Annotated in this window: 17 protein-coding genes; 10 read left to right on the plus strand and 7 right to left on the minus strand. The window is 71.8% G+C overall.

The features are described 5' to 3' along the window. Positions 1–67 precede the first annotated feature (67 nt). A complete protein-coding gene (locus Q0R63_RS06555; protein ID WP_295695511.1) occupies positions 68–634 on the plus strand; it encodes a hypothetical protein in 567 nt (188 codons plus the stop codon). Continuing rightward, on the plus strand, positions 631–1,257 hold the full coding sequence (locus Q0R63_RS06560; RefSeq protein ID WP_295695513.1) for an RES family NAD+ phosphorylase: 627 nt from the start codon (positions 631–633) through the stop codon (positions 1,255–1,257). The genes Q0R63_RS06555 and Q0R63_RS06560 overlap by 4 nt, the downstream gene beginning before the upstream one ends. Positions 1,258–1,327: 70 nt before the next feature. On the opposite strand, the gene Q0R63_RS06565 is transcribed toward Q0R63_RS06560, so the two are convergent. The 3 genes from Q0R63_RS06565 to Q0R63_RS06575 all read right to left on the minus strand — a co-directional run bounded on the left by Q0R63_RS06565 (position 1,328) and on the right by Q0R63_RS06575 (position 4,232). Further along, on the minus strand, positions 1,328–1,954 hold the full coding sequence (locus tag Q0R63_RS06565) for a hypothetical protein (RefSeq protein WP_295695515.1): 627 nt from the start codon (positions 1,952–1,954) through the stop codon (positions 1,328–1,330). Positions 1,955–2,224: 270 nt separating this feature from the next. Further along, positions 2,225–3,265 (minus strand): PrsW family glutamic-type intramembrane protease, encoded by a 1,041-nt coding sequence (locus tag Q0R63_RS06570; RefSeq protein ID WP_295695516.1) that lies wholly within the window; start codon positions 3,263–3,265, stop codon positions 2,225–2,227. Between the two features lie 325 nt (positions 3,266–3,590). Then, positions 3,591–4,232 carry a histidine phosphatase family protein gene (locus tag Q0R63_RS06575; RefSeq protein ID WP_295695518.1) on the minus strand — a complete coding sequence of 214 codons (642 nt, stop codon included), beginning with the start codon at positions 4,230–4,232 and terminating at the stop codon, positions 3,591–3,593. A 149-nt stretch (positions 4,233–4,381) separates the two neighbouring features. On the opposite strand from Q0R63_RS06575, the gene Q0R63_RS06580 reads away from it, so the two are divergent. From Q0R63_RS06580 to Q0R63_RS06590, 3 genes are read left to right on the plus strand one after another with little or no spacing between them, the layout of a single operon-like run. Next, on the plus strand, positions 4,382–5,092 hold the full coding sequence (locus Q0R63_RS06580) for a response regulator transcription factor (RefSeq protein WP_295695520.1): 711 nt from the start codon (positions 4,382–4,384) through the stop codon (positions 5,090–5,092). A gap of 48 nt (positions 5,093–5,140) precedes the next feature. Further along, positions 5,141–6,019 (plus strand): PhzF family phenazine biosynthesis protein, encoded by an 879-nt coding sequence (locus tag Q0R63_RS06585; protein WP_295695522.1) that lies wholly within the window; start codon positions 5,141–5,143, stop codon positions 6,017–6,019. Between the two features lie 20 nt (positions 6,020–6,039). Further along, complete coding sequence (locus Q0R63_RS06590) at positions 6,040–6,579, plus strand: DUF1697 domain-containing protein (protein WP_295695524.1); 540 nt, start codon at positions 6,040–6,042, stop codon at positions 6,577–6,579. Between the two features lie 48 nt (positions 6,580–6,627). Here the strand turns inward: Q0R63_RS06590 and Q0R63_RS06595 are convergent, their stop codons facing one another. The 3 genes from Q0R63_RS06595 to Q0R63_RS06605 form a co-directional block, all read right to left on the minus strand. Further along, positions 6,628–7,383, minus strand: coding sequence for an RNA methyltransferase (locus tag Q0R63_RS06595; protein WP_295695526.1), 756 nt, complete (start codon positions 7,381–7,383; stop codon positions 6,628–6,630). 116 nt (positions 7,384–7,499) lie between these two features. Next, positions 7,500–8,642, minus strand: a complete 1,143-nt coding sequence (locus Q0R63_RS06600; RefSeq protein WP_295695529.1) for an acyl-CoA dehydrogenase family protein — start codon at positions 8,640–8,642, stop codon at positions 7,500–7,502. Between the two features lie 68 nt (positions 8,643–8,710). After that, positions 8,711–9,973, minus strand: a complete 1,263-nt coding sequence (locus Q0R63_RS06605) for a TetR/AcrR family transcriptional regulator (RefSeq protein WP_295695531.1) — start codon at positions 9,971–9,973, stop codon at positions 8,711–8,713. Positions 9,974–10,125: 152 nt separating this feature from the next. On the opposite strand from Q0R63_RS06605, the gene Q0R63_RS06610 reads away from it, so the two are divergent. The 5 genes from Q0R63_RS06610 to Q0R63_RS06630 are packed head-to-tail and all read left to right on the plus strand — an operon-like array spanning position 10,126 to position 16,897. After that, entirely contained in the window at positions 10,126–11,355 is a 1,230-nt protein-coding gene (locus Q0R63_RS06610) for an acetyl-CoA C-acetyltransferase (RefSeq protein WP_295695533.1), read from the plus strand. Further along, entirely contained in the window at positions 11,355–13,532 is a 2,178-nt protein-coding gene (locus Q0R63_RS06615; RefSeq protein WP_295695535.1) for a 3-hydroxyacyl-CoA dehydrogenase NAD-binding domain-containing protein, read from the plus strand. Before Q0R63_RS06610 ends, Q0R63_RS06615 begins: the two co-directional genes overlap by 1 nt. Beyond that, positions 13,529–14,323, plus strand: coding sequence for an enoyl-CoA hydratase-related protein (locus Q0R63_RS06620; protein WP_295695537.1), 795 nt, complete (start codon positions 13,529–13,531; stop codon positions 14,321–14,323). The genes Q0R63_RS06615 and Q0R63_RS06620 overlap by 4 nt, the downstream gene beginning before the upstream one ends. A gap of 46 nt (positions 14,324–14,369) precedes the next feature. Continuing rightward, on the plus strand, positions 14,370–15,959 hold the full coding sequence (locus Q0R63_RS06625) for an AMP-binding protein (protein WP_295695539.1): 1,590 nt from the start codon (positions 14,370–14,372) through the stop codon (positions 15,957–15,959). 50 nt (positions 15,960–16,009) lie between these two features. Next, a complete protein-coding gene (locus Q0R63_RS06630) occupies positions 16,010–16,897 on the plus strand; it encodes a CoA transferase (protein WP_295695542.1) in 888 nt (295 codons plus the stop codon). 112 nt (positions 16,898–17,009) lie between these two features. Here Q0R63_RS06630 and Q0R63_RS06635 read toward each other — a convergent pair whose 3' ends face one another. Beyond that, on the minus strand, positions 17,010–18,125 hold the full coding sequence (locus Q0R63_RS06635; protein ID WP_295695543.1) for an aminotransferase class V-fold PLP-dependent enzyme: 1,116 nt from the start codon (positions 18,123–18,125) through the stop codon (positions 17,010–17,012). Positions 18,126–18,551 lie beyond the last annotated feature (426 nt).

Genomic DNA, 18,551 nt, shown 5'->3' on the forward strand with positions numbered 1-18,551 from the left:
CAGACCTTGACGCCCTTGACGCGCCGGGTCAGCACCGACAGCACCGACAGCTCGGAAGCGAGGGCCCATGCCGAACGACGCCGCGACACCCGTCAGCGAACGCAACGCGGTGGCGACGGGCGAGCTGCTCCACGCGATCGAACGCCGGCTCGAGCGACGCGCGACCGAGCTGGCCGTCCAGGGCCGCAGCCTGCGCTCACTCGGTGACCTCGACGAGCTCGCCGCCCGGATGGTCGCTGCGCTGCCCGGCGTGCACCCCTACGACACGGCGTTCGGACCGTTCTACGACACGAGCGGCCTCGCCTCATGGCTGGGCGTCAGTCGTCAGGCGCTCGCGGACCGGGTCCGCCGCGGCACCCTGCTGGCCTGCCGCACAGCGGAGGGACACCTGCTCTACCCGCTGCTCCAGTTCGGCCGCAACGCCGAGGTGAGACCGGGGGTGGTCGACGCCGTCGGCATCCTCGGCCGGGCCGGCGCCGACGGCTGGACGATCGCCTCGTGGCTGACCACGCCCACCCCGGTCTTCTCGGGCCACAGCGCCGTCGACCATCTCGTCCTCCACCGGTCGTCGCAGGCTGCGGTCGACCTCGTCGTGATGGCAGCGGAGGCGGATGCGGTGCGGTGGGCCGCGTGACCGACCGGGAGGAGGTCGCCCAGCGGCAGCCGGCGCTACCGCTCACGGGGTTCCCGGCATACGACCTGACGGCGGAGGAGCCGCTGCACCGGGCGCACCGCCGCGAGCACGGACCGTGGTGGTTCAGCAGCACGGGTGGGCGGTTCGACCTCCCGGTGCCGCACGGCACCTGCTACCTCGCGGGCAGCCCCCTCACGGCACTGCGCGAACGCCTGGGGCCGGTGCTCGTCGGCTGCACCACCATCCCCGCCAGCCTGCTCGAGGAGTCCGTCGTCTCGCGTCTCCGGGTCCCCGACACCCGTCGACTGGCCGACCTCCAGGCCGCGCAGGCCACCGGGTTCGGCGTCACGCGCGAGCTCGAGACCATGGTGCCGTATGCCGTGCCGCAGGCCTGGGCCCGAGCGCTCCACTCCGTGGGACTCCAGGGCGTCCGCTACGGGCCGCGCTTCAGCACCGGCGCGATGTCCTCCTACGCCGTCTTCGGGGACGCCGGACCGGCCACCTGGGCACCCGACCCGGACCCCCTCCCCGGCGACGAGGTCCCCGGGGGGCCCCGGCCCGTGGGCGCCCCCCGCCGCTGGGACGTCACCGTCGTCAAACCGCCCCGGACCCGCGCCCGATGACCACGAAGCGGTGGCCTCCTCGAGGGTGACCACCGCTTCGTCCGCGAGTCCCGGGTCGGGCGGTCCCCGGTCAGGCGGCGTTCTGCGACGCGATGACGGAGGCCCAGATGCCGGACGCCTCCTTCAGGACCGTCGACGACGGGGGTTTCTTCACCCCGAACAGCACCTGCATGCCGGTCACCAGCCCGTGGTCCCGGACACCGGCGAGCAGGATCGTCCCGAGCTCGGACGAGCCGTTCTTCCCGGCGTAGGTCCCGACGATGCTGCCCGTGGCCGTCTTGACGCGGCCGACGTCGCTCCCGGACGTGCAAGGAGTCTTCTGGAGGTTGGCCAGGCCCTTCGCCGCGGCGTCCTGGAGCACGCCGCAGAGGGTGAGCGGGTCGGTGCTCTGCCCGGTCTGGGCCTGGATCTGCACATACACGTTGGCTGCCGCATTGATGATCACCGCGCCGCCCGTGACCTGGTCCTGGACCTTCCAGCTGTCGTTGGGCAGCGTGGCCGTGACGCCTCCGGCGAGGGTGACCGTCGTTCCCGACTGCGGGTCGGTCGTGGGCGTGGCGGGGTCGGTCGGCTGATCGGTGGGCTGGTCGGTGGGCTGGGAGATGACCGGCTGGTCCAGCGGCGTGGTGGTCGACTTCGTGCTGACGAACATGATCACCCCGCCGACGAGTGCGAAGACGGCGACGAGAGCGAGCACGATCCCGAGGATCTTGCTGTTGCTGGCCCGAGGCTGCGGACCACCCGGACGCTGATCGCTCGGACCACCCGCACTGCCCGGTCCCATCGGGCCGGCAGCGTAGCCACCCTGGGGTCCGTAACCCGCGGGGGCCTGCGGGACTTGGCCCCGGGTTGCCCGGTGGCTGGCCGTACTGCGGCGGCTGCGGCTGACCGTACTGCGGCGGCTGCGGCTGGCCGTACTGCGGCGGCGGCGGCTGGCCGTACTGCGGCTGCTGGCCGGGCGGGTTGCTCATGCCTGGTCCCCTGTCGTGGTCTCGACCGAGCCGCTGGCGGCCTCCGCATGGACGTGGACACCCTGACCCTTGGCGCGCAGCGAGGTCCCGCAGACGGCGCAGAACCCGGCGTCCACCAGCAGCGGCATCTCGCACTGCGGGCAGAAGCCGAGCTCACCGTGGGCGCCGACCCCACCGTCCCGAGCGGCACGTTCGAGGGCGGACTCGAGCAGGCCCAGGTGGAGGACGTTGCGCAGCCGCAGGATGAGCAGGCCGAGGATCATCAGTCCCCAGATGACGCCCAGGATCTGCCCGAGCGGCTGGGTGCCGACGAAACCGAGCAGGAAGACGCCCGCCTGATAGAGCATGTTGGCGACCACCGCCAGCCCGAGTGCGGCGAAGTAGCGGGGCGTGAAGCCGTCGTAGCCCTTGCCGAGACCCGAGAACTCCGCGCAGGCCAAACCGGTCGCGGTGCCGTAGATGAGGGGCTTGACGAAGCCTTCGGTGAAGACGATCGCCATCCAGAGGCCGGAGTTGGTCGTCCCCTGCGGCCCGGCGGTGATGAGGTCCCCGTGGAGGACGATGGTCTCGAAGGCCGAGAAGGCGACGCCCGAGATGACCCCGAAGGTCAGGCCGTCCATGAGGTCGTCGAACTTCGGACGGCTCGCGAGGAACAGCGGCCCGAGCTGCTTGAGGATCTCCGAGACGACGGGGACGAGGACGAGGAGGACGAGGAGATCGCGGACCTGCGGTCCCGTCGTCCCGCCGAACATGCTCCCGAGAGTGGGCTGGAGCGGGAACACCCTGGTCCAGAGCAACGTGAACAGGACCGCGAGGACGCCGGTGACGACGAACGCCGCCACCGTGACGGTGACCGGCTCGTCCTCCCAGAGATTCACGTCGTAGATGTAGACGATGTAGACGATCGGGATCGCGAACGCGGCGATGAGCAGCGCGATCGGCAGTGCCCCGAAGATCGCCGCCAGGAGCGCAGCGGAGAGCGAGATGATCAGGGCCAGCTTGTAGGTCTGCGGGCGTTGGCCCGAGCTCCTCGGCATGATCGTGGACACGAGCGCGAACGACGCGACGGCCTCGTCCGGTCTGGCCGCGAACGACTGACGCCGCTCTCCGTCGGCGCTCCGCAGATCGTTGCCACAGATGTGACAGAAACGCGAGGCCTCCGACGTCGCGGCACGGCAGCGCTGACACTCCATGCGCTTTCCCCCTCCTGCTTCAGAAAATGACGTGCCCACTTTCCCTCACACGGTCTCTCGCCTCAACTCTCAGGCAATGGTCAGGTCCGTGTCATCAGCCTTGTGGCCACGATGTCACCGCCGAGCCGGCCAATCGCGCTCACCCGAGAGGGATGCGTGTCCGCGCAGGTCAGACGGGCGCGACCTGGTTCCACGAGCGGATCGCGGGCTGCTCCCGTTCGTATTCCAGGACGCTCACCGAGCCGGCATCGAGAAGCAGCTGGGCCCCCATCCGGACCTCCTGGCGGAGGAAGACGGTGGCCAGGACCCGGAGGCAGTGCCCGTGCCCGACGAGAGCCACATCGCCGTCCTGGAGGTCGCCGGCGATCCCGGCGAGCACCGCCGCGACGCGAGCGGCCACGGCCTCGATGCTCTCCCCGGGTGTCGCGCCCGGCACGACCCCGTCGTCGAAGACGGTCCAGGGACGGCCCAGGCGAACCCGGATCTGGGTCGTCGTCAGCCCTTCGTAGCCTCCGTAGTCCCACTCCACCAGTCGCACGTCGGTCTCGATCCCGGCCGGACCGGCGAGGTCCGCCAGCCCCGCGAGCTCCGCGGTGTGCTGGGCGCGTTGCAGGGGGGAGGCGATGACGCGGGCGAAGCGGCGTCCCTCGAGGAGCGTCCCCGCCCGACGTGCGGCCTGACGACCCTCCGCGGTGAGGGGGACGTCAGTCAGACCCGTATGCCGCCCCGACCTCGACCACTCCGTCTCGCCGTGGCGCAGCAGCACGAGGTGTCCGGTCGGCTCGCCGTCACGCGAGGCAGGGGTCGTCACCCGACGAGCGTAGGGCCAGGGACAGGGCGAGCACACCGACGTGAACCACCCGAGGCCGGCAACGACAGTCGCACAGCGGTAGAGGAACGCGGGAGATAGTGGGGGCGTTTGCGCGGAAAGTGCCGTGAAGGCCGCTGTCGTCATATGTCATGTTTCGTGTCCTCGTCGGGGAGCATGACGACGCCATCTCGGAGCCGCTCTCCCTCGCCCTCCGCAACGAGGGTTACTCGGTCGAGGTCCTGACCACCGGCCCGGCTGCCCTGGCCAGCGCCCTGGACCACCAGTGGCCGACGCTCGGGGGCCTGCCCGTCCCCTCCATCGATCTGCTCGTGCTCAACCTCCGGCTCCCGGGACTGGACGGCCTCGAGGTGACCCGCCGTCTCCGCGTCGAGGGACGGTCGACGCCGGTGCTCATGCTGTCCACCCGTGGTGGGGAGTCCGAGGCGGTCCGCAGCCTCGACGCCGGCGCCGACGCCTACCTCGCGGCGCCCTTCCACAAGGCCGAGGTCCTCGCGCGCATCAGGGCGCTCCTGCGGCTGCCGCACCCGGTCGAGCCACAGCTCTTCCCGTTGTTCATCGACCGGTCGGAACAGCGGGCCTGGCTGCAGTACGAGGAGCTGCTGCTCACCCACAAGGAGTTCGACCTCCTGGTGATCCTCGCGCGCGAGCGGGGCCGGGTCGTCACCCGCTCGCGACTCGTCGAGGAGCTCTGGGGCAACGTCTGGATCGGGTCGTCGAAGTCGCTGGACGTGCTCGTGGGTGCCCTCCGGCGCAAGCTCGGCGACGACGCTGCCCACCCGCGCTACCTCCTGACGGTCCGTGGCGTGGGCTTCCGGCTCGAGGTGGCGGTCACATCGTGACCCCCCGGACGGTTGTGTGTCCCCCACCGGGTTGAGAGGCTCGCCACCATGGATCTCGCCTACCGGATCGTCAACGTCTTCACCGTCGACGACGACCCCTTCAGTCACAATCCATTCAGTGGCAACCCGCTTGCCGTCTTCGAGAACGCCGGCGCCCTGGACGGCGACCAGATGCAGTCCCTCGCCCGCCAGCTCAACCTCTCGGAGACGACCTTCGTCACCGGGACCGGCGGTGGTGTGCGGTCGGACGAGGTCGACGCGACCGTGCGGATCTTCACGGCGAGCTACGAGATGCCGTTCGCCGGCCATCCCACCCTCGGCACGGCATCCGTGGTGGCCGATCTGTGCGGCCGTGACTCCGTCGTCCTCGGTATGCCGGCCGGCCGCGTGGCCGTCGCCCTCAGCGACGGACGGTGGACCCTGGAAGCCCCTGCCACGCCGTCCGGCCGGCCCGCCGGAGCGACCCCGGACGAGCTCGCGGCGATGGTCGGGCTCACGGTCGGCGACCTCGACGGGGACGCCACCTGGATCGACACCGGCGTCGAGCAGCTGGTCCTGCCGCTCGTCTCGGCTGCGGCGCTGCGGCGCGCCCTGCCGGACATGACCCTGCTGGCTCGCCACGGCCGGTCCTCGCTGGGGGAGTCGCAGATCTATCTGTGGGCTCCGACCGGGAGCGAGTCGATCGAGGCGCGGATGTTCTTCGGTCAGGGGTCGGGCGTCGTCGAGGACCCCGCGACCGGGTCGGCGTGCGCCAACCTCGGGGGCTGGTTCCACCTGCGCGGCGACCGGGGGATCCACCGCGTCGTCCGGCAGGGCGACGCGATCCACCGGCCGTCCGAGCTGCACCTCGACGTCGACGAGGACGGCACCATCCGGGTCGGCGGCAGCGTGTTCGAGCTGGGCCGGGGCACGATGACCCTGCCGTGAGGGCTGAGAGGATTCGCGGTATGCCGACCTACGTCGCCTTCCTCCGTGCCGTCAACATCGGCCGACGCCAGATGACCATGGCGCATTTGCGAAACCACCTGTCGGACAACGGTTTCCACGACGTCGAGACCCACATCGCGAGCGGCAACCTCCGGGTGACGACGCCGCTGCGCTCGGCCGCCAGGGTCGCGGACCGGCTGCACGACGTCATCTCGCAGGAGTTCGGTTTCGATGTCCCGGTCGCGGTGCGGTCTCCGTCCGGTCTCCGGGCCGCGGCGACCGCGGTCGACCTCCGTCCCTCCCCGCTGTCGGCGGACGCCCGGGTCCATGTCGCCTTCCTCGACGGCCTCCCGGACCCGGCCGCCGCCACCGTCCTCGACGCCTGGGACCGGGAGGGGGAGCGGGCGGCCGTGCACGCCGACCACGTCATCCTCTGGCTGGACGTCCCGTCGCACTCGGCGACCCTCAGCAACGCGCGCATCGAGAAGCTGACCGGACGGGTGTCCACCACCCGGGACATCAAGGTCGTGCGCACCCTCGCCGACCGCTGGGGAGCCTGACCACGGCTCCTGACCCAGGTCGTCCGGGGGCTGGCGAGGACGTCCGGCTCAGCGGCGCGCGGCCCGACGGACGAGCTCGAAGCAGACCACGGCCGCTGCGGCCGAGACGTTGAGCGACTCGACGCCACCGGCCATCGGGATCGAGACCCAGGACCGGACGTGCGCCGCCACCTCGGGGCCGATCCCGTCCGTCTCGCCCCCGAGGACGAGGACGACGTTCTCCGGGAGCTCGACGTCGAAGATCGTCGACGGCGCGTCCGCCGCGAGGCCGACGAGGTGGAACCCCGCCGCGGCCAGCCAGTCGGCGGCCTCCGCCGCGGTGCCCGTCTTGAGGATCGGCGCCCGGAAGGCCACGCCCGCCGAGGCCTTGACGACCATCGGGTCGATCGACGCGACGCCCCGCCGCGGCACGACGATCCCGTCGATGCCGGCCGCGGTCGCGGTCCGCAGGATCATGCCGAGGTTGCCCGGGGTCGTCACCCCGTCGACGAGCACGACACGGTGCAGGTCCGGGTCGGCGAGGGCGTCCTGCAGAGGGCGCATCCTCGGCGCGACGACGTCGGCGAAGACCCCCTGGTCCTGACGACCGTTACCGGCCAGCTTCTTCACCCGCTCGGCGCTGGCCCGCTGGACGGGCACCCCCCGGTCCCGGGCGAGCCCGAGGATCTCGCCGATGCCGTGGCCATGGGCCCCCTCGGCGAGCACGACCTTGTCGACGGTCAGGTGGTGGTCGTCGAGCACCTCGATGACCGGGTTACGGCCGTAGACGGTGACGAAGCGGTCCTTGGGCGAGACGTCGGGCACCGCGCAAGGATGTCAGACCCACTCAGACCCCGCCCCCGCCACGCCCCGGCGAACCGCGGGGGCGGGCGGCGCAGGAAGCGGGGTCTGTCGCGGGGGCGGCTCGGGCGGCGGGCCGGTCAGAGGCCGAAGGTCTTGCCGATGATGTCGCGCTGGATCTCGTTGGTGCCGCCGTAGATCGTCGAGACGAGGGTCACGCGCACGTGCCGCTCCATGTCGAACTCCGTGGCGTAGCCGTAGCCGCCCATCATCTGCATCCCCTCGAGGGCCACCCGCTTGGCGACCTCGGTCGCCTTCAGCTTGACCATGGACGCCTCCCGGGCCAGTACCTTGTCGGGCTGGGCGTCGGCGAGGCGCGCCACGGCATACACGAGCAGGCGGGTGGCCTCGATCTCGGTCGCGAGATCGGCCATCCGGTGGCGAAGGACCTGGAACTGGCCGACCTTCTGGCCGAACTGCTCCCGCGTCGTGATGAAGGTCAGGCAGTCGTCGAAGGCCCGCTGGGCGGTGCCGATCATCATCGCGCCGAGGATCAGCCGCTCGGTGTTGAGACCGGTCATCAGCTGGCGCCAGCCCTGACCCACCTCGCCGATGACGGCGTCCGCGGGGAGGTCGCAGTCGGTGAAGAACAGGTCGTTGACCTCACGGCCGCCCATCGTGTCGATGCTGCGCATCCCCAGCCCGGGGGTCGGCAGCGGGATGTGGAACATCGTGATGCCCTGGTGCTTGCTCGCCTCCTTGGAGGTGCGGGCGACGAGCAGGAGGTGGCTCGCGTAGTGCGCGTTGGAGCACCAGGTCTTCTGGCCGTTGATCCGCCAACCGGTCTCGGTCCGCTCGGCGCGGCAGGTGATGGCCGCGACGTCGGAGCCCGCGCCGGGCTCGGACATCGAGATGGCCTGGGCGTCACCGTCGACGATGCTGCCGAGCACGGCCTTCTTCTGCGCCGGGCTGCCGAAGTGGGCGTAGGCGTTGCCGACGATCAGGGTCGGGCCGATCCCGCCGATGGGCAGCATGCCCCGCGAGGTCCCCTCGAGGAGCAGGCACATGTCGACGTGGTTGCCGCCGGCGCCGCCGTACTCCTCCGGCACCCGGATGCCGGCCCAGCCGAGAGCTCCGATCTTGCGGTTGATGTCGAGACTGTGCGGCTGCCGGCCGCCGTCGGTGAGCTTGTCGCGCTGCTCCCGGCTGCCCGCCTCCTTCGTGCAGAAGTCGGTAACGGACGCGGCGAAGTCGCGCTGTTCGTCGGTGAGCTCGAGCAACATCGGTCGTTCTCCTCGGGTCGGGGCTGGGTCGGGGCTGGGGTGGTGGCGGCTGGTGGACGGTTGGCGAGTCAGGGGGCGAGCAGGACTGCTACGGCGAGGGCCTCGACGCGCGCCCGGGCCGACGGGCGAGGGTCGAAGTGGAGCAGCCGCCCGACGTCGACGACGACGGAGAGGGCGGCCTGCACCCGGAGCTTCGCCAGGGCGATGGGCAGCGTCGGACGCACCTCGCGCACCAGGCATACCCACTCGTCGAGGTGGTCGCGCTGCGCCTGGCGCAGGTCCTCGCGGTGCTCGGCCGGGACGTTGCCGACCTGCGTGGCGTAGACGGACATGACCTCCGGACGCTGGAACCACAGCCGCACGTATGCCGCGGTCAGGGCCCGGATGGCAGCCTCCGGACCGGCGGCGTCGACGAGCGCCGCCTCGGTGACCGCGTCGATCTGGTGGGTGCACCGTTCGAGTCCTGCCGTGAGAAGCGCGGCCTTCGTCGGAAAGTAGCGGTAGACGCTCGAGGCGTTGAGCCCGACCGCGCCGCCGATCTCCTCGAGCGTGGCGCTGTGGTAGCCCAGCCGGTCGAAGGCCTTGAGCGCCTCGGTGACCAGCAGCTCGCGCTTGGCGCGGGGGCGGGGGCCGGGGTGCCACGGGGTCGCCTCGTCGTCACTGTCCGGCTCGGGCGGCAGCGGGGTCGTCAGCAGGTGGGTCGCGAGGCCGACGAGGACGTCCTCGAGGCGTTCGTCGCTCACGTCATGGGTCGTGACGCTGGCGACGACACCGAGGGCGCCGGCCGTCAGCACGATCGCGTCCCGTTCGGTCAGCTCGGGACGGGCGCGCCGCAGGGGCCCGATGAGGCAGGCCCGCAGGGCCCGGGTGCGGTCGCGCAGGAGGGCCCGATCGGTGTCGTCGAGGAACCGGGCCTCCCACCGGTAGAGGCTGCCGTGGTCGCGGTGCGCCACCGTGCCCCGGGTGATCGCCCGCAGCACTCGCGCGGCGTCGGCGTCGGCGTGGTCGTCGGCGTCGGCGTCGGCGTCGGCGTCGGCGTCGGGGACGGTCGCGGGGTCGGTGGCGACGGCGACGAGGCTGGCCATCTCGGCGACCGCGACGTGGGCGAAGAGGGCGTACTTGTTGGGAAAGTGGCGGTAGAGGGCGGGGGCCGAGATGCCGACCTCGGCCGCGATGTCGCTGAGCCCGACGGCGTGGTAACCGCGACGACCGAAGGCCACGGCCGCCGCCTCGGCGATCTGGTCCTTGCGGTCGCTCGGGCGGGCTGTCCGGACAGTCCGGCCGTTCCGGGAAGAAGGCGGCCCGACCACGCGCTGTCTCGTCTCCGTCATCGCCACCCCATCCCGACCCGTCGTGAACTAGACCCGTGATGAACGAACCTTCGCTCAGCGTAACCCCAGATACTCATCTTGACACGCTCAGTTAGGCGGCTTAAGTTAATCAGCATTCGTCGCCGCGTGGCGACCGATGGAGGAGGAACTCGATGGCGAGCGGCACACCACAGGCCCTGATCTTCGACGCGGTCCGGACGCCGCGTGGCCGCGGCAAGCAGGACGGCTCGCTCCACGGGACGAAGCCGATCTCGCTGGTGATGGGCCTGATCGCCGCCATCCGGGAGCGCAACCCGGGGCTCGACCCCTCACAGGTCGACGACATCGTGATGGGCATCGTGTCGCCGATCGGCGAGCAGGGCTCCGTCCTGCCTCGGGTCGCGGCCGTGGCGGCCGGTCTCCCCGAGACCGTCGCGGGCCTGCAGGTCAACCGCTTCTGCGCCTCCGGGCTCGAGGCCGTCAACCTCGCGGCGCAGAAGATCATGTCGGGCATGGAGGACCTCGTCCTCGCCGGCGGCGTCGAGTCGATGTCGCGGGTCCCGATGGGCTCCGACGGCGGCGCCTGGGCCCAGGACCCCGCGACCAACTACGACACCTCGTTCGCGCCGCAGGGCATCGGCGCCGACCTCATCGCGACGATCGAGGGCTTCAGCCGGGACGCGGTCGACGAGTTCGCCGTCCGCTCGCAGGAGCTCGCCGCCCGGGCCTGGGACAAGGGCCTCTTCGACGGGTCGATCGTGCCCGTCCGCGACGACAACGGGGTCCTCGTCCTCGACCGCGACGAGCACATCCGGGCCGGCACGACGGGGGCCACCCTGGCCAGGCTCAAGCCGTCGTTCGCGAAGATCGGCGACCAGGGCGGCTTCGACGCCGTGGCGCTGCAGAAGTACCACTGGGTCGAGAAGATCACCCACGTCCACCACGCCGGCAACTCGTCCGGCATCGTCGACGGCGCCACGCTGATGCTCATCGGCAACGCCGAGGCGGGGGAGCGGGCCGGGCTGAGGCCGCGAGGGCGGGTCATCGCGACCGCCGTCACGGGCTCCGACCCGACGATCATGCTGACCGGGCCGACGCCCGCCACCGAGAAGGCGTTGCGCCGAGCCGGGCTCACCGTCGCCGACATCGACGTCTTCGAGGTCAACGAGGCGTTCGCCGCGGTGCCGATGAAGCTCGCCAAGGACCTCGGCATCCCGATGGACAAGATCAACGTCAACGGCGGGTCGATCGCGATGGGACACCCGCTCGGGGCCACCGGCGCGATGATCCTCGGGACCGCGCTCGACGAGCTCGAGCGGACCGACGGCCGGTATGCCCTCGCCACCCTCTGCGTCGGCGGCGGCATGGGGATCGCGACGATCATCGAACGCGTGGGTGCGTGATGACCGACACGATCCGGTGGCACCACGACGCCGACGGCGTCGTCGTCCTCACCATGGACGACCCGAACGCCTCGGCCAACACCATGAACGCCGACCACCTCGCCTCGTTCGCCGCGGTCGTCGCGCGTCTCGTCGAGGAGAAGGACTCCGTCACCGGTGTCGTCATCACCTCGGCGAAGAAGACGTTCTTCGCCGGAGGCAACCTCACCGACCTTCTGCACCTCGAGAGCGGGCCCGAGGCTGCGGCCCGATCGATGGCGCGGACCGCCGCGATCAAGAAGCCGATGCGTGACCTCGAGACGCTGGGCCGTCCCGTCGTCGCCGCGATCAACGGGGCTGCTCTCGGGGGCGGGCTGGAGATCGCTCTGGCCTGCCACCACCGGATCGCCGCCGACGTGGCTTCCTCCCGGATCGGCTTTCCCGAGGTCACTCTCGGGCTGCTGCCGGGCGCCGGTGGTGTCGTGCGCAGCGTCCGGATGCTGGGTGTCCTCCCGGCCCTGACCGGCCTGCTCCTGCAGGGCCAACGCCTGCGCCCCGACGCGGCACTGGACCTCGGCATCATCGACGAGGTGGTCCCGGCCGTCGACGACCTCGTCCCGGCCGCGAAGGCCTGGATCGCTGCCCATCCCGACGCGATCCAGCACTGGGACGACCCGGCATACCGGATGCCGGGAGGGACCCCGACCTCGGGCAAGCTGGCCGCACTGCTGCCGGCGGCACCCGCGATGCTGCGCAAGCAGCTCAAGGGAGCGCCCTACCCCGCGCCGCGCGCGATCATGAGCGCGGCGGTCGAGGGGGCCATCGTCGACATCGACACCGCGCACGTCGTCGAGACCCGCTACTTCGTCGGGCTCGCGGGCAGCCAGACGGCCAAGAACCTCATCCGGGCCATGTTCTTCGACCTGCAGAAGGCCAACGGTCGGGCGAAGCAGTTCGCCACTGCCGACGCGCGGCCCGTGCAGAAGGTCGTCGTCCTCGGGGCCGGCATGATGGGCGCGGCCATCGCCTACGTCAGCGCCAAGGCCGGCATCGAGGTCGTGCTGAAGGACGTCAGCCAGGAGGCGGCCGACCGCGGCAAGGGCTACTCCGCCAAGCTCGTCGCCAAGGCCGTCGAGGGCGGGCGGTCCTCGGCGGAGGACGGCGATGCGCTCCTGGCCAGGATCACCGCGACGGCCGACCCCGCGGCAGCGGCCGGCGCCGACCTCGTGATCGACGCGGTCTTCGAGGACCCTGCGGTCAAGGCGCAGGTCTACGCCGAGATCGAACCCGTCGTTGCGCCCGACGCCTTGCTCGGGTCGAACACCTCGACTCTGCCGATCACCTTGCTGGCCAAGGCAGTCGGTCGCCCGACCGACTTCATCGGCCTCCACTTCTTCTCCCCGGTCGACAAGATGCCGCTGCTCGAGGTCATCCGCGGGGAGCAGACGTCGGACGCCGCGCTCGGTCGTGCGCTGGCCTTCGCCGGCCAGATCGGCAAGACGCCGATCGTCGTCAACGACTCCCGCGGCTTCTTCACCAGCCGGGTCATCGGCACCTTCACCAGCGAGGGCCTGGCCATGCTCGCCGAGGGCATCGCGCCCCCGTCGATCGAGCAGGCGACGACCCAGGCGGGTTATCCCGCAGCGGTGCTCGCGCTCATGGACGAGCTGTCCCTGACCCTCCCGCGCCGGATCCGCGCGGAGTCGCGTGCCGCCCTCGAGGCGGCCGGCGGCACCTGGACGCCGCACCCGGCGGACGCGGTGACCGACCGGATGCTCGACGAGTTCGGCCGGGCGGGACGCAGCACGGGGGCCGGCTTCTACGACTACGTCGACGGCCGGCGAGCCGGTCTCTGGCCCGGCCTCGACGCCTTCCGGCCCGCGGGCGGCTGGCGATCGATCCCCTTCGACGACATGAAGGAGAGAATGCTGTTCGCGGAGGCCCTCGAGACGGCCAAGTGCCTCGACGAGGGAGTGCTCGACAGCTCGACCGACGCCAACGTCGGCTCGATCCTCGGCATCGGCTTCCCGGCGTGGACCGGGGGAGTGGCCCGATACATGGACCAGTACCCCGGCGGCCTCCAGGGTTTCGTCGACCGGAGCCGCGAGCTCGCGGCGCTCTACGGCGATCGCTTCCTGCCGCCCGACTCGCTCGTGCAGCGCGCCGCCGCGGGCGGCACCTACGAAGAGGTCGCGTGAACGGCGGCGGTGGTGGTGGTGCCGACGCCGGTGACCTGCGGCGTGAGCTCGACGGCGGCGTGCTCCGGCTGACGATCGACAACGACGCGCGGATGAACGCCCTGACCGGCGCGACCACCGCTGCCCTCATCCGCGAGCTCGGCTCGACCGCAACGGAACTCGCCGTGCGGGTGGTCGTCGTCACCGGCGCGGGCCGCGCCTTCTCGTCGGGAGCCGACCTCACCGAGGTCTCCGCCGAGGGGGCCGACCCCGACGCCATCATGGACGGCGCCGGTCGCCTCGTGACCGCGGTCGTGGACGCGCCGGTGCCGGTCATCGCGAGGGTCAACGGCGCCGCGGTCGGCATCGGGATGTCCCTCGCCCTCGCCTGCGACCTCGCGTATGCCGGCCCCGACGCCTACTTCCTGCAGTCGTTCCTCTCGATCGGCCTAATGCCGGACGGGGGCTCGAGCCTGCTGCTCAGCGCGGCCGTCGGCCGGGCGCGGGCGAACGAGCTGATCCTCCTCGGTCGCCCGCTGCCGGCTGCCGAGGCCGCCTCGAGCGGCCTCGTCGCGGGGGCCGCGTCGAGCCTCGACGAGCTCGACGGACTCGTCGAAGCGGCCGTCCGACGCTGCGCAGCCGCGCCCCGTCGGGCCGTCGAGCTGACCAAGTCCGCGTTGCGCGCGGCGTCGCTGCACGGCATCGGGGAGGCCATCGCCCGAGAGGGCCGAGGGCAGCAGGAGCTGCTCGTGTCAACGGAGTTCGGCGATCGGGTCACCGCCCTGCTGACTCGGCGCCATGCCCCGGCCTGAGCACCCGGAGGTCGCAGCGGCCACCCTGCCAGCGCCGACCGCCCCAGTGGGCACCACCCCAGCGCCGACCGCCCGAGCGCCGATCGGGGTCATGCCGCTGCGGGCCGGCCGCAACCACTGGATGACCTGGGTCGAGACCCACGCGACGATGCGGCCCGAGGCCGCGGCATTCCACTACCTCGGGGTGGCGACGTCCTGGCGCCAGCTGCACGAGCGCAGCACCGCTCTGGCACGGTCGATGTCCGCTCGGGGCATCACCGACGGCGACCGGGTGCTCCTGCTCACCCTCAACCGGGTCGAGTTCTTCGAGGCGGTGCTCGCGCTCAACCTGCTCGGGGCGATCGCCGTGCCGGTGAACTTCCGGCTCACTCCGCCCGAGGCGGCATACCTGGCCGAGGACTGCGGCGCCGTCGGCATCGTCACCGAGCCCGCGCTCCTGCCGCTGGCCCGAGCTGTCCGGGCCGCGGTGCCCGCGCTGGGTCTCGCCGTCGTCATGGGGGCGGAGACGGATAGCGACCACCTCGGGTTCGAGGCGCTCGTCCGGCAGGGAGCTGCTCTCTCCGACCTCGCCCTGCCCGACGTGCCCGAGGACTCCACCGCGCTGATCCTCTACACCAGCGGCACGACGGGTCGCCCCAAGGGCGCGATGCTCACCCACGTCAACCTCGCGAGCCAGGCGCTGACCTGCATCCGCGCCTTCGCGACCCGGGTCGAGGACGTGTCCTTCATGGCGGCGCCGGTCTTCCACGTCGCGGCGCTCGGCGCGGTCGCGCCCAACTTCCTGCTGGGCGTCCGCACCGTCATCCACCCGCTCAAGGAGTTCTCGGCGGTGGACACGCTCGACGCCTGGGAACGCGAACGGGTGACCTCGGTCTTCCTCGTGCCGACCCAGTGGCAGGCGGTCTGCGCCGACCCGAGCGTCCACGACCGGGACCTCGCCCTGCGCTGCATCAGCTGGGGCGCCGCGCCGGCGAGCGACACGCTGCTCCGCCTGATGGCCGACACGTTCCCGCAGGCCCGCAACGTCGCCGTCTTCGGGCAGACGGAGATGTCGCCGATCACCTGTGTCCTCGACGGCGACGACGCGCTGCGCAAGCTCGGGTCGGTCGGTCAGGTCATCCCGACGATCCAGGCGCAGGTCGTCGACGCGTTCGGCAGCCCGGTGGCGCAGGGCGAGGTCGGCGAGATCGTCTATCGCGGACCGACGCTGATGAAGGGTTACTGGAACGCGCCCGCGGCCACGGCCGAGGCCTTCGCGGGCGGGTGGTTCCACTCCGGCGACCTCGTGCGGCAGGACGAGGACGGCTTCGTCTGGGTCGTCGACCGCAAGAAGGACATGGTCATCTCCGGCGGCGAGAACATCTACTGCACCGAGGTCGAGAACGCGATCGCCGGCCACCCCGACGTCGTCGAGGTCGCGGTGATCGGGCGGGCCGACGAGCGATGGGGGGAGGTGCCCGTGGCCGTGGTCGCCCTGCGCCCCGGGGCGCCGGACCTCGCGCTCGAGGACCTGCGGGCGTTCCTGCGCGACCGGCTGGCGTCATACAAGCACCCGCGTGGCATCGTCCTGCTGGACCGACTGCCCCGCAACGCCAGCGGCAAGGTGGTCAAGCCGCAGCTGCGAGCTGAACTCTGACCCACCAAGTCCCGCAACGGTTCTCATCCTCACGAACGGACTGGCCCTGTATGCCGCCCACCTCACCGACCACAGCCGCTCCGTCGGGCGACACGACCGACGCGGCGACCCCGCGCCCGTTGGCCGGTCGTCGGGTCGTCACCATCGCAATCAACCTCCCGGGCCCCGTGGCAGCGGCCCGGTTCGTCGACCTCGGCGCGCACGTCACCAAGGTCGAGCCCCCCGGCGGTGACCCGATGGCGCACGCCAGCCCTACGGCATACGCCGAGCTGGCCAGCGGGCAGGAGGTCCTCCGGCTCGACCTCAAGGACCTGGCGCACCGGGAGCAGCTGCACGCCCTGCTCGAGAGGGCGGACCTGTTGATCACGTCCTCGCGGCCGTCGGCCCTCATGCGCCTCGGGCTGGGCTGGGATGAGGTCCACGCGACCCACCCCCGGCTGTCCGTCGTCGCCATCGTCGGCAGCCCGTCACCGGACGCGGAGATCGCGGGGCACGACCTCACCTACCAGGCGGTCGTCGGCCTGCTCGACCCCGACACGATGCCGCGCGTGCTGCTGGCCGACCTCGCCGGGGCGGAACGCGCCGTGACCGAAGGGCTGGCGCTGCTCGTCGGGTGCGCGACGACCGGGGTCGGTAGCATCACCGAGGTCGCCCTGAGCGCGGCTGCCGAGAGCATGGCTCGCACCATGCGGTGGGGACTCACGCAGCCGGGGGGACCGCTGGCCGGGGACAACCCGGCATACGGGATCTATGCGGCCCGCGAGGGGCACGTCGCGGTCGCGGCGCTGGAGCCCCACTTCCGGGCCCGGCTGCTCGAGACCCTCGACGTCGACGGGTCGCGGGACAGCCTCTCCGCCGCGTTCGCCACCCGGACGGCGTCGGAGTGGGAGGCCTGGGCCCGGGAGCACGACCTGCCGGTGGTTGCCCTCCCGGCCTGAGCCGCGCGGGGTGTGACCGGACGACACCCCACCCCCCTGACGTCCGCATCTGCGGTGAGGTCGCGCCCCTGGGGGCGCCACCTCACCGCAGATGCGCGACTTCGGCAGCGGGTCAGCGGGGGGTGAGGGCCTCGAGCGCACGGTCCACGTCCGCATCGTCGGTGTAGAGGTGGAAAGCGAGCCGGACGCGGCCGTTGCGGCTGCTGGCGGTGACCCCGGCTGCCTTGAGTCGTGCCATGCCGTCCGGGAGGTCGATGGAGACGATGGCCGAGTGCTGTGGCGGGAGCCCGAGACCGGCGAGGAAGCGGTCGGCAAGCCCGGCGCAGTGGGCCTGGACGGCCGCTCGATCCGCCGCCGCCAGCCAGGGGAGGGTCACGGCCCCGGCGACGTGCGACCACCATGCGGGCGACGCGTCAAAGGCGCGCGCGTCGAGGGCCAGCCGCAGCGGTAGGCCGTAGATGCTCGCCCAGGGATCCTCTCCGGCATACCAGTTGGCGGCGAGTGGGGTGAGCTCGGCGCGCAAGGCAGGGGAGAGGGCCAGCCACGCCGAGCCGCGGGGGCACATGAGCCACTTGTAGCCGGCGGTCACCACGGCGTCGGCCCAGCCGAGGTCGAGGGGCAGCCAGCCGAGGGCCTGGGTGGCATCGAGGACGATCCGGGTGCCGGTGTCGGCGGTCACCACGCGGAGAGTCTCGACGTCGACCATGGACCCGTCGGCCGACTGGACGACGCTGACGGCCACGAGGTCGGCTTCCGCGGCCCGCTCGGGCAACTCGTTGAGCGGGACCTCGGTCACGGTCACGCCCCGATGTGCATGGACCGCGAACGGGAAGCTGACACTGGTGAACTCGTCGCGCGCGACCACCACCCGCGTGCCGTCGGGCACGGACGCCGCGACGAGGGCGACGAGCGCCGACGTCGAGCCCCCGAGGGCGACGTCCGTCACCTCGAACCCCACCAGCCGTCCGTATGCCGCCCGCGCAGCGTGCACCGACGCGTCGAAGTCGGCGGGTTGCGCCGCACCGGTGGTCCAGGCCCGGACGGCCGCCTCGACAGCCTCGACGGCTGCTCGTGGGGGCACCCCGATGCTGGCGGTGTTGAGGTATCCGTCGCGGACGTCGAACTCCTGGCCGAAGGCGGTGCGCATGGGCTCGAGGCTACGGGCGGCCTGCTCAGGCACTCCGTTGGCGATGTTCGACAGCGTCTCGGCCTGTGGCTGGTGGGACACGAATTGATCTCTGTCGCTTGAGGATTCGGGAATTCGGGACGAAAAGGGTCTGTCGGTGGTCGGCTCTAGTGTCGGGGGTATGGACAAGGACTTCGGTGTCGGCGGCGGTGACGGTGACGGTGACGGCGAGACGTCGCCTGCCGCTGACGGTCCGGAGTCTGCTGAGTCTGCCGAGTCTGCTGAGTCTGCTGAGTCTGGCGAGTTCGGCGAGGTTGCTGAGTCTGCTGAGCGGGTGCAGGCGGCGGCGGTTGCTGATGCGTTGGAGCGGGCGGCGGCCGAGGAGCTGGTCGCGGGGTCGCGGGGTCGCGGCGCCGGTCCCGGACCCGCGGCGGGTCGCGGCGGTCGTCGCCGTCGCGGACGCCTGCCGGACCGGGCTCGGGCCGGCTGGTGAGGTTGGTCTGGTGGCGGGGGTGGCTGGCGTCGCGG

This window comes from Lapillicoccus sp. (assembly GCF_025353065.1).
Taxonomy (GTDB): Bacteria; Actinomycetota; Actinomycetes; order Actinomycetales; family Dermatophilaceae; genus Lapillicoccus.

What these genes read in the sequence shown, in the direction of transcription:
- Q0R63_RS06600 (WP_295695529.1), bottom strand. Translation starts at nt 8,642, where the DNA reads ATGTTGCTCGAGCTCACCGACGAACAGCGCGACTTCGCCGCGTCCGTT.
- Q0R63_RS06630 (WP_295695542.1), top strand. Translation starts at nt 16,010, where the DNA reads ATGCCGCCCACCTCACCGACCACAGCCGCTCCGTCGGGCGACACGACC.
- Q0R63_RS06610 (WP_295695533.1), top strand. Translation starts at nt 10,126, where the DNA reads ATGGCGAGCGGCACACCACAGGCCCTGATCTTCGACGCGGTCCGGACG.
- Q0R63_RS06585 (WP_295695522.1), top strand. Translation starts at nt 5,141, where the DNA reads ATGGATCTCGCCTACCGGATCGTCAACGTCTTCACCGTCGACGACGAC.
- Q0R63_RS06590 (WP_295695524.1), top strand. Translation starts at nt 6,040, where the DNA reads ATGCCGACCTACGTCGCCTTCCTCCGTGCCGTCAACATCGGCCGACGC.
- Q0R63_RS06570 (WP_295695516.1), bottom strand. Translation starts at nt 3,265, where the DNA reads ATGCCGAGGAGCTCGGGCCAACGCCCGCAGACCTACAAGCTGGCCCTG.
- Q0R63_RS06580 (WP_295695520.1), top strand. Translation starts at nt 4,382, where the DNA reads ATGTTTCGTGTCCTCGTCGGGGAGCATGACGACGCCATCTCGGAGCCG.
- Q0R63_RS06555 (WP_295695511.1), top strand. Translation starts at nt 68, where the DNA reads ATGCCGAACGACGCCGCGACACCCGTCAGCGAACGCAACGCGGTGGCG.
- Q0R63_RS06615 (WP_295695535.1), top strand. Translation starts at nt 11,355, where the DNA reads ATGACCGACACGATCCGGTGGCACCACGACGCCGACGGCGTCGTCGTC.
- Q0R63_RS06605 (WP_295695531.1), bottom strand. Translation starts at nt 9,973, where the DNA reads ATGACGGAGACGAGACAGCGCGTGGTCGGGCCGCCTTCTTCCCGGAAC.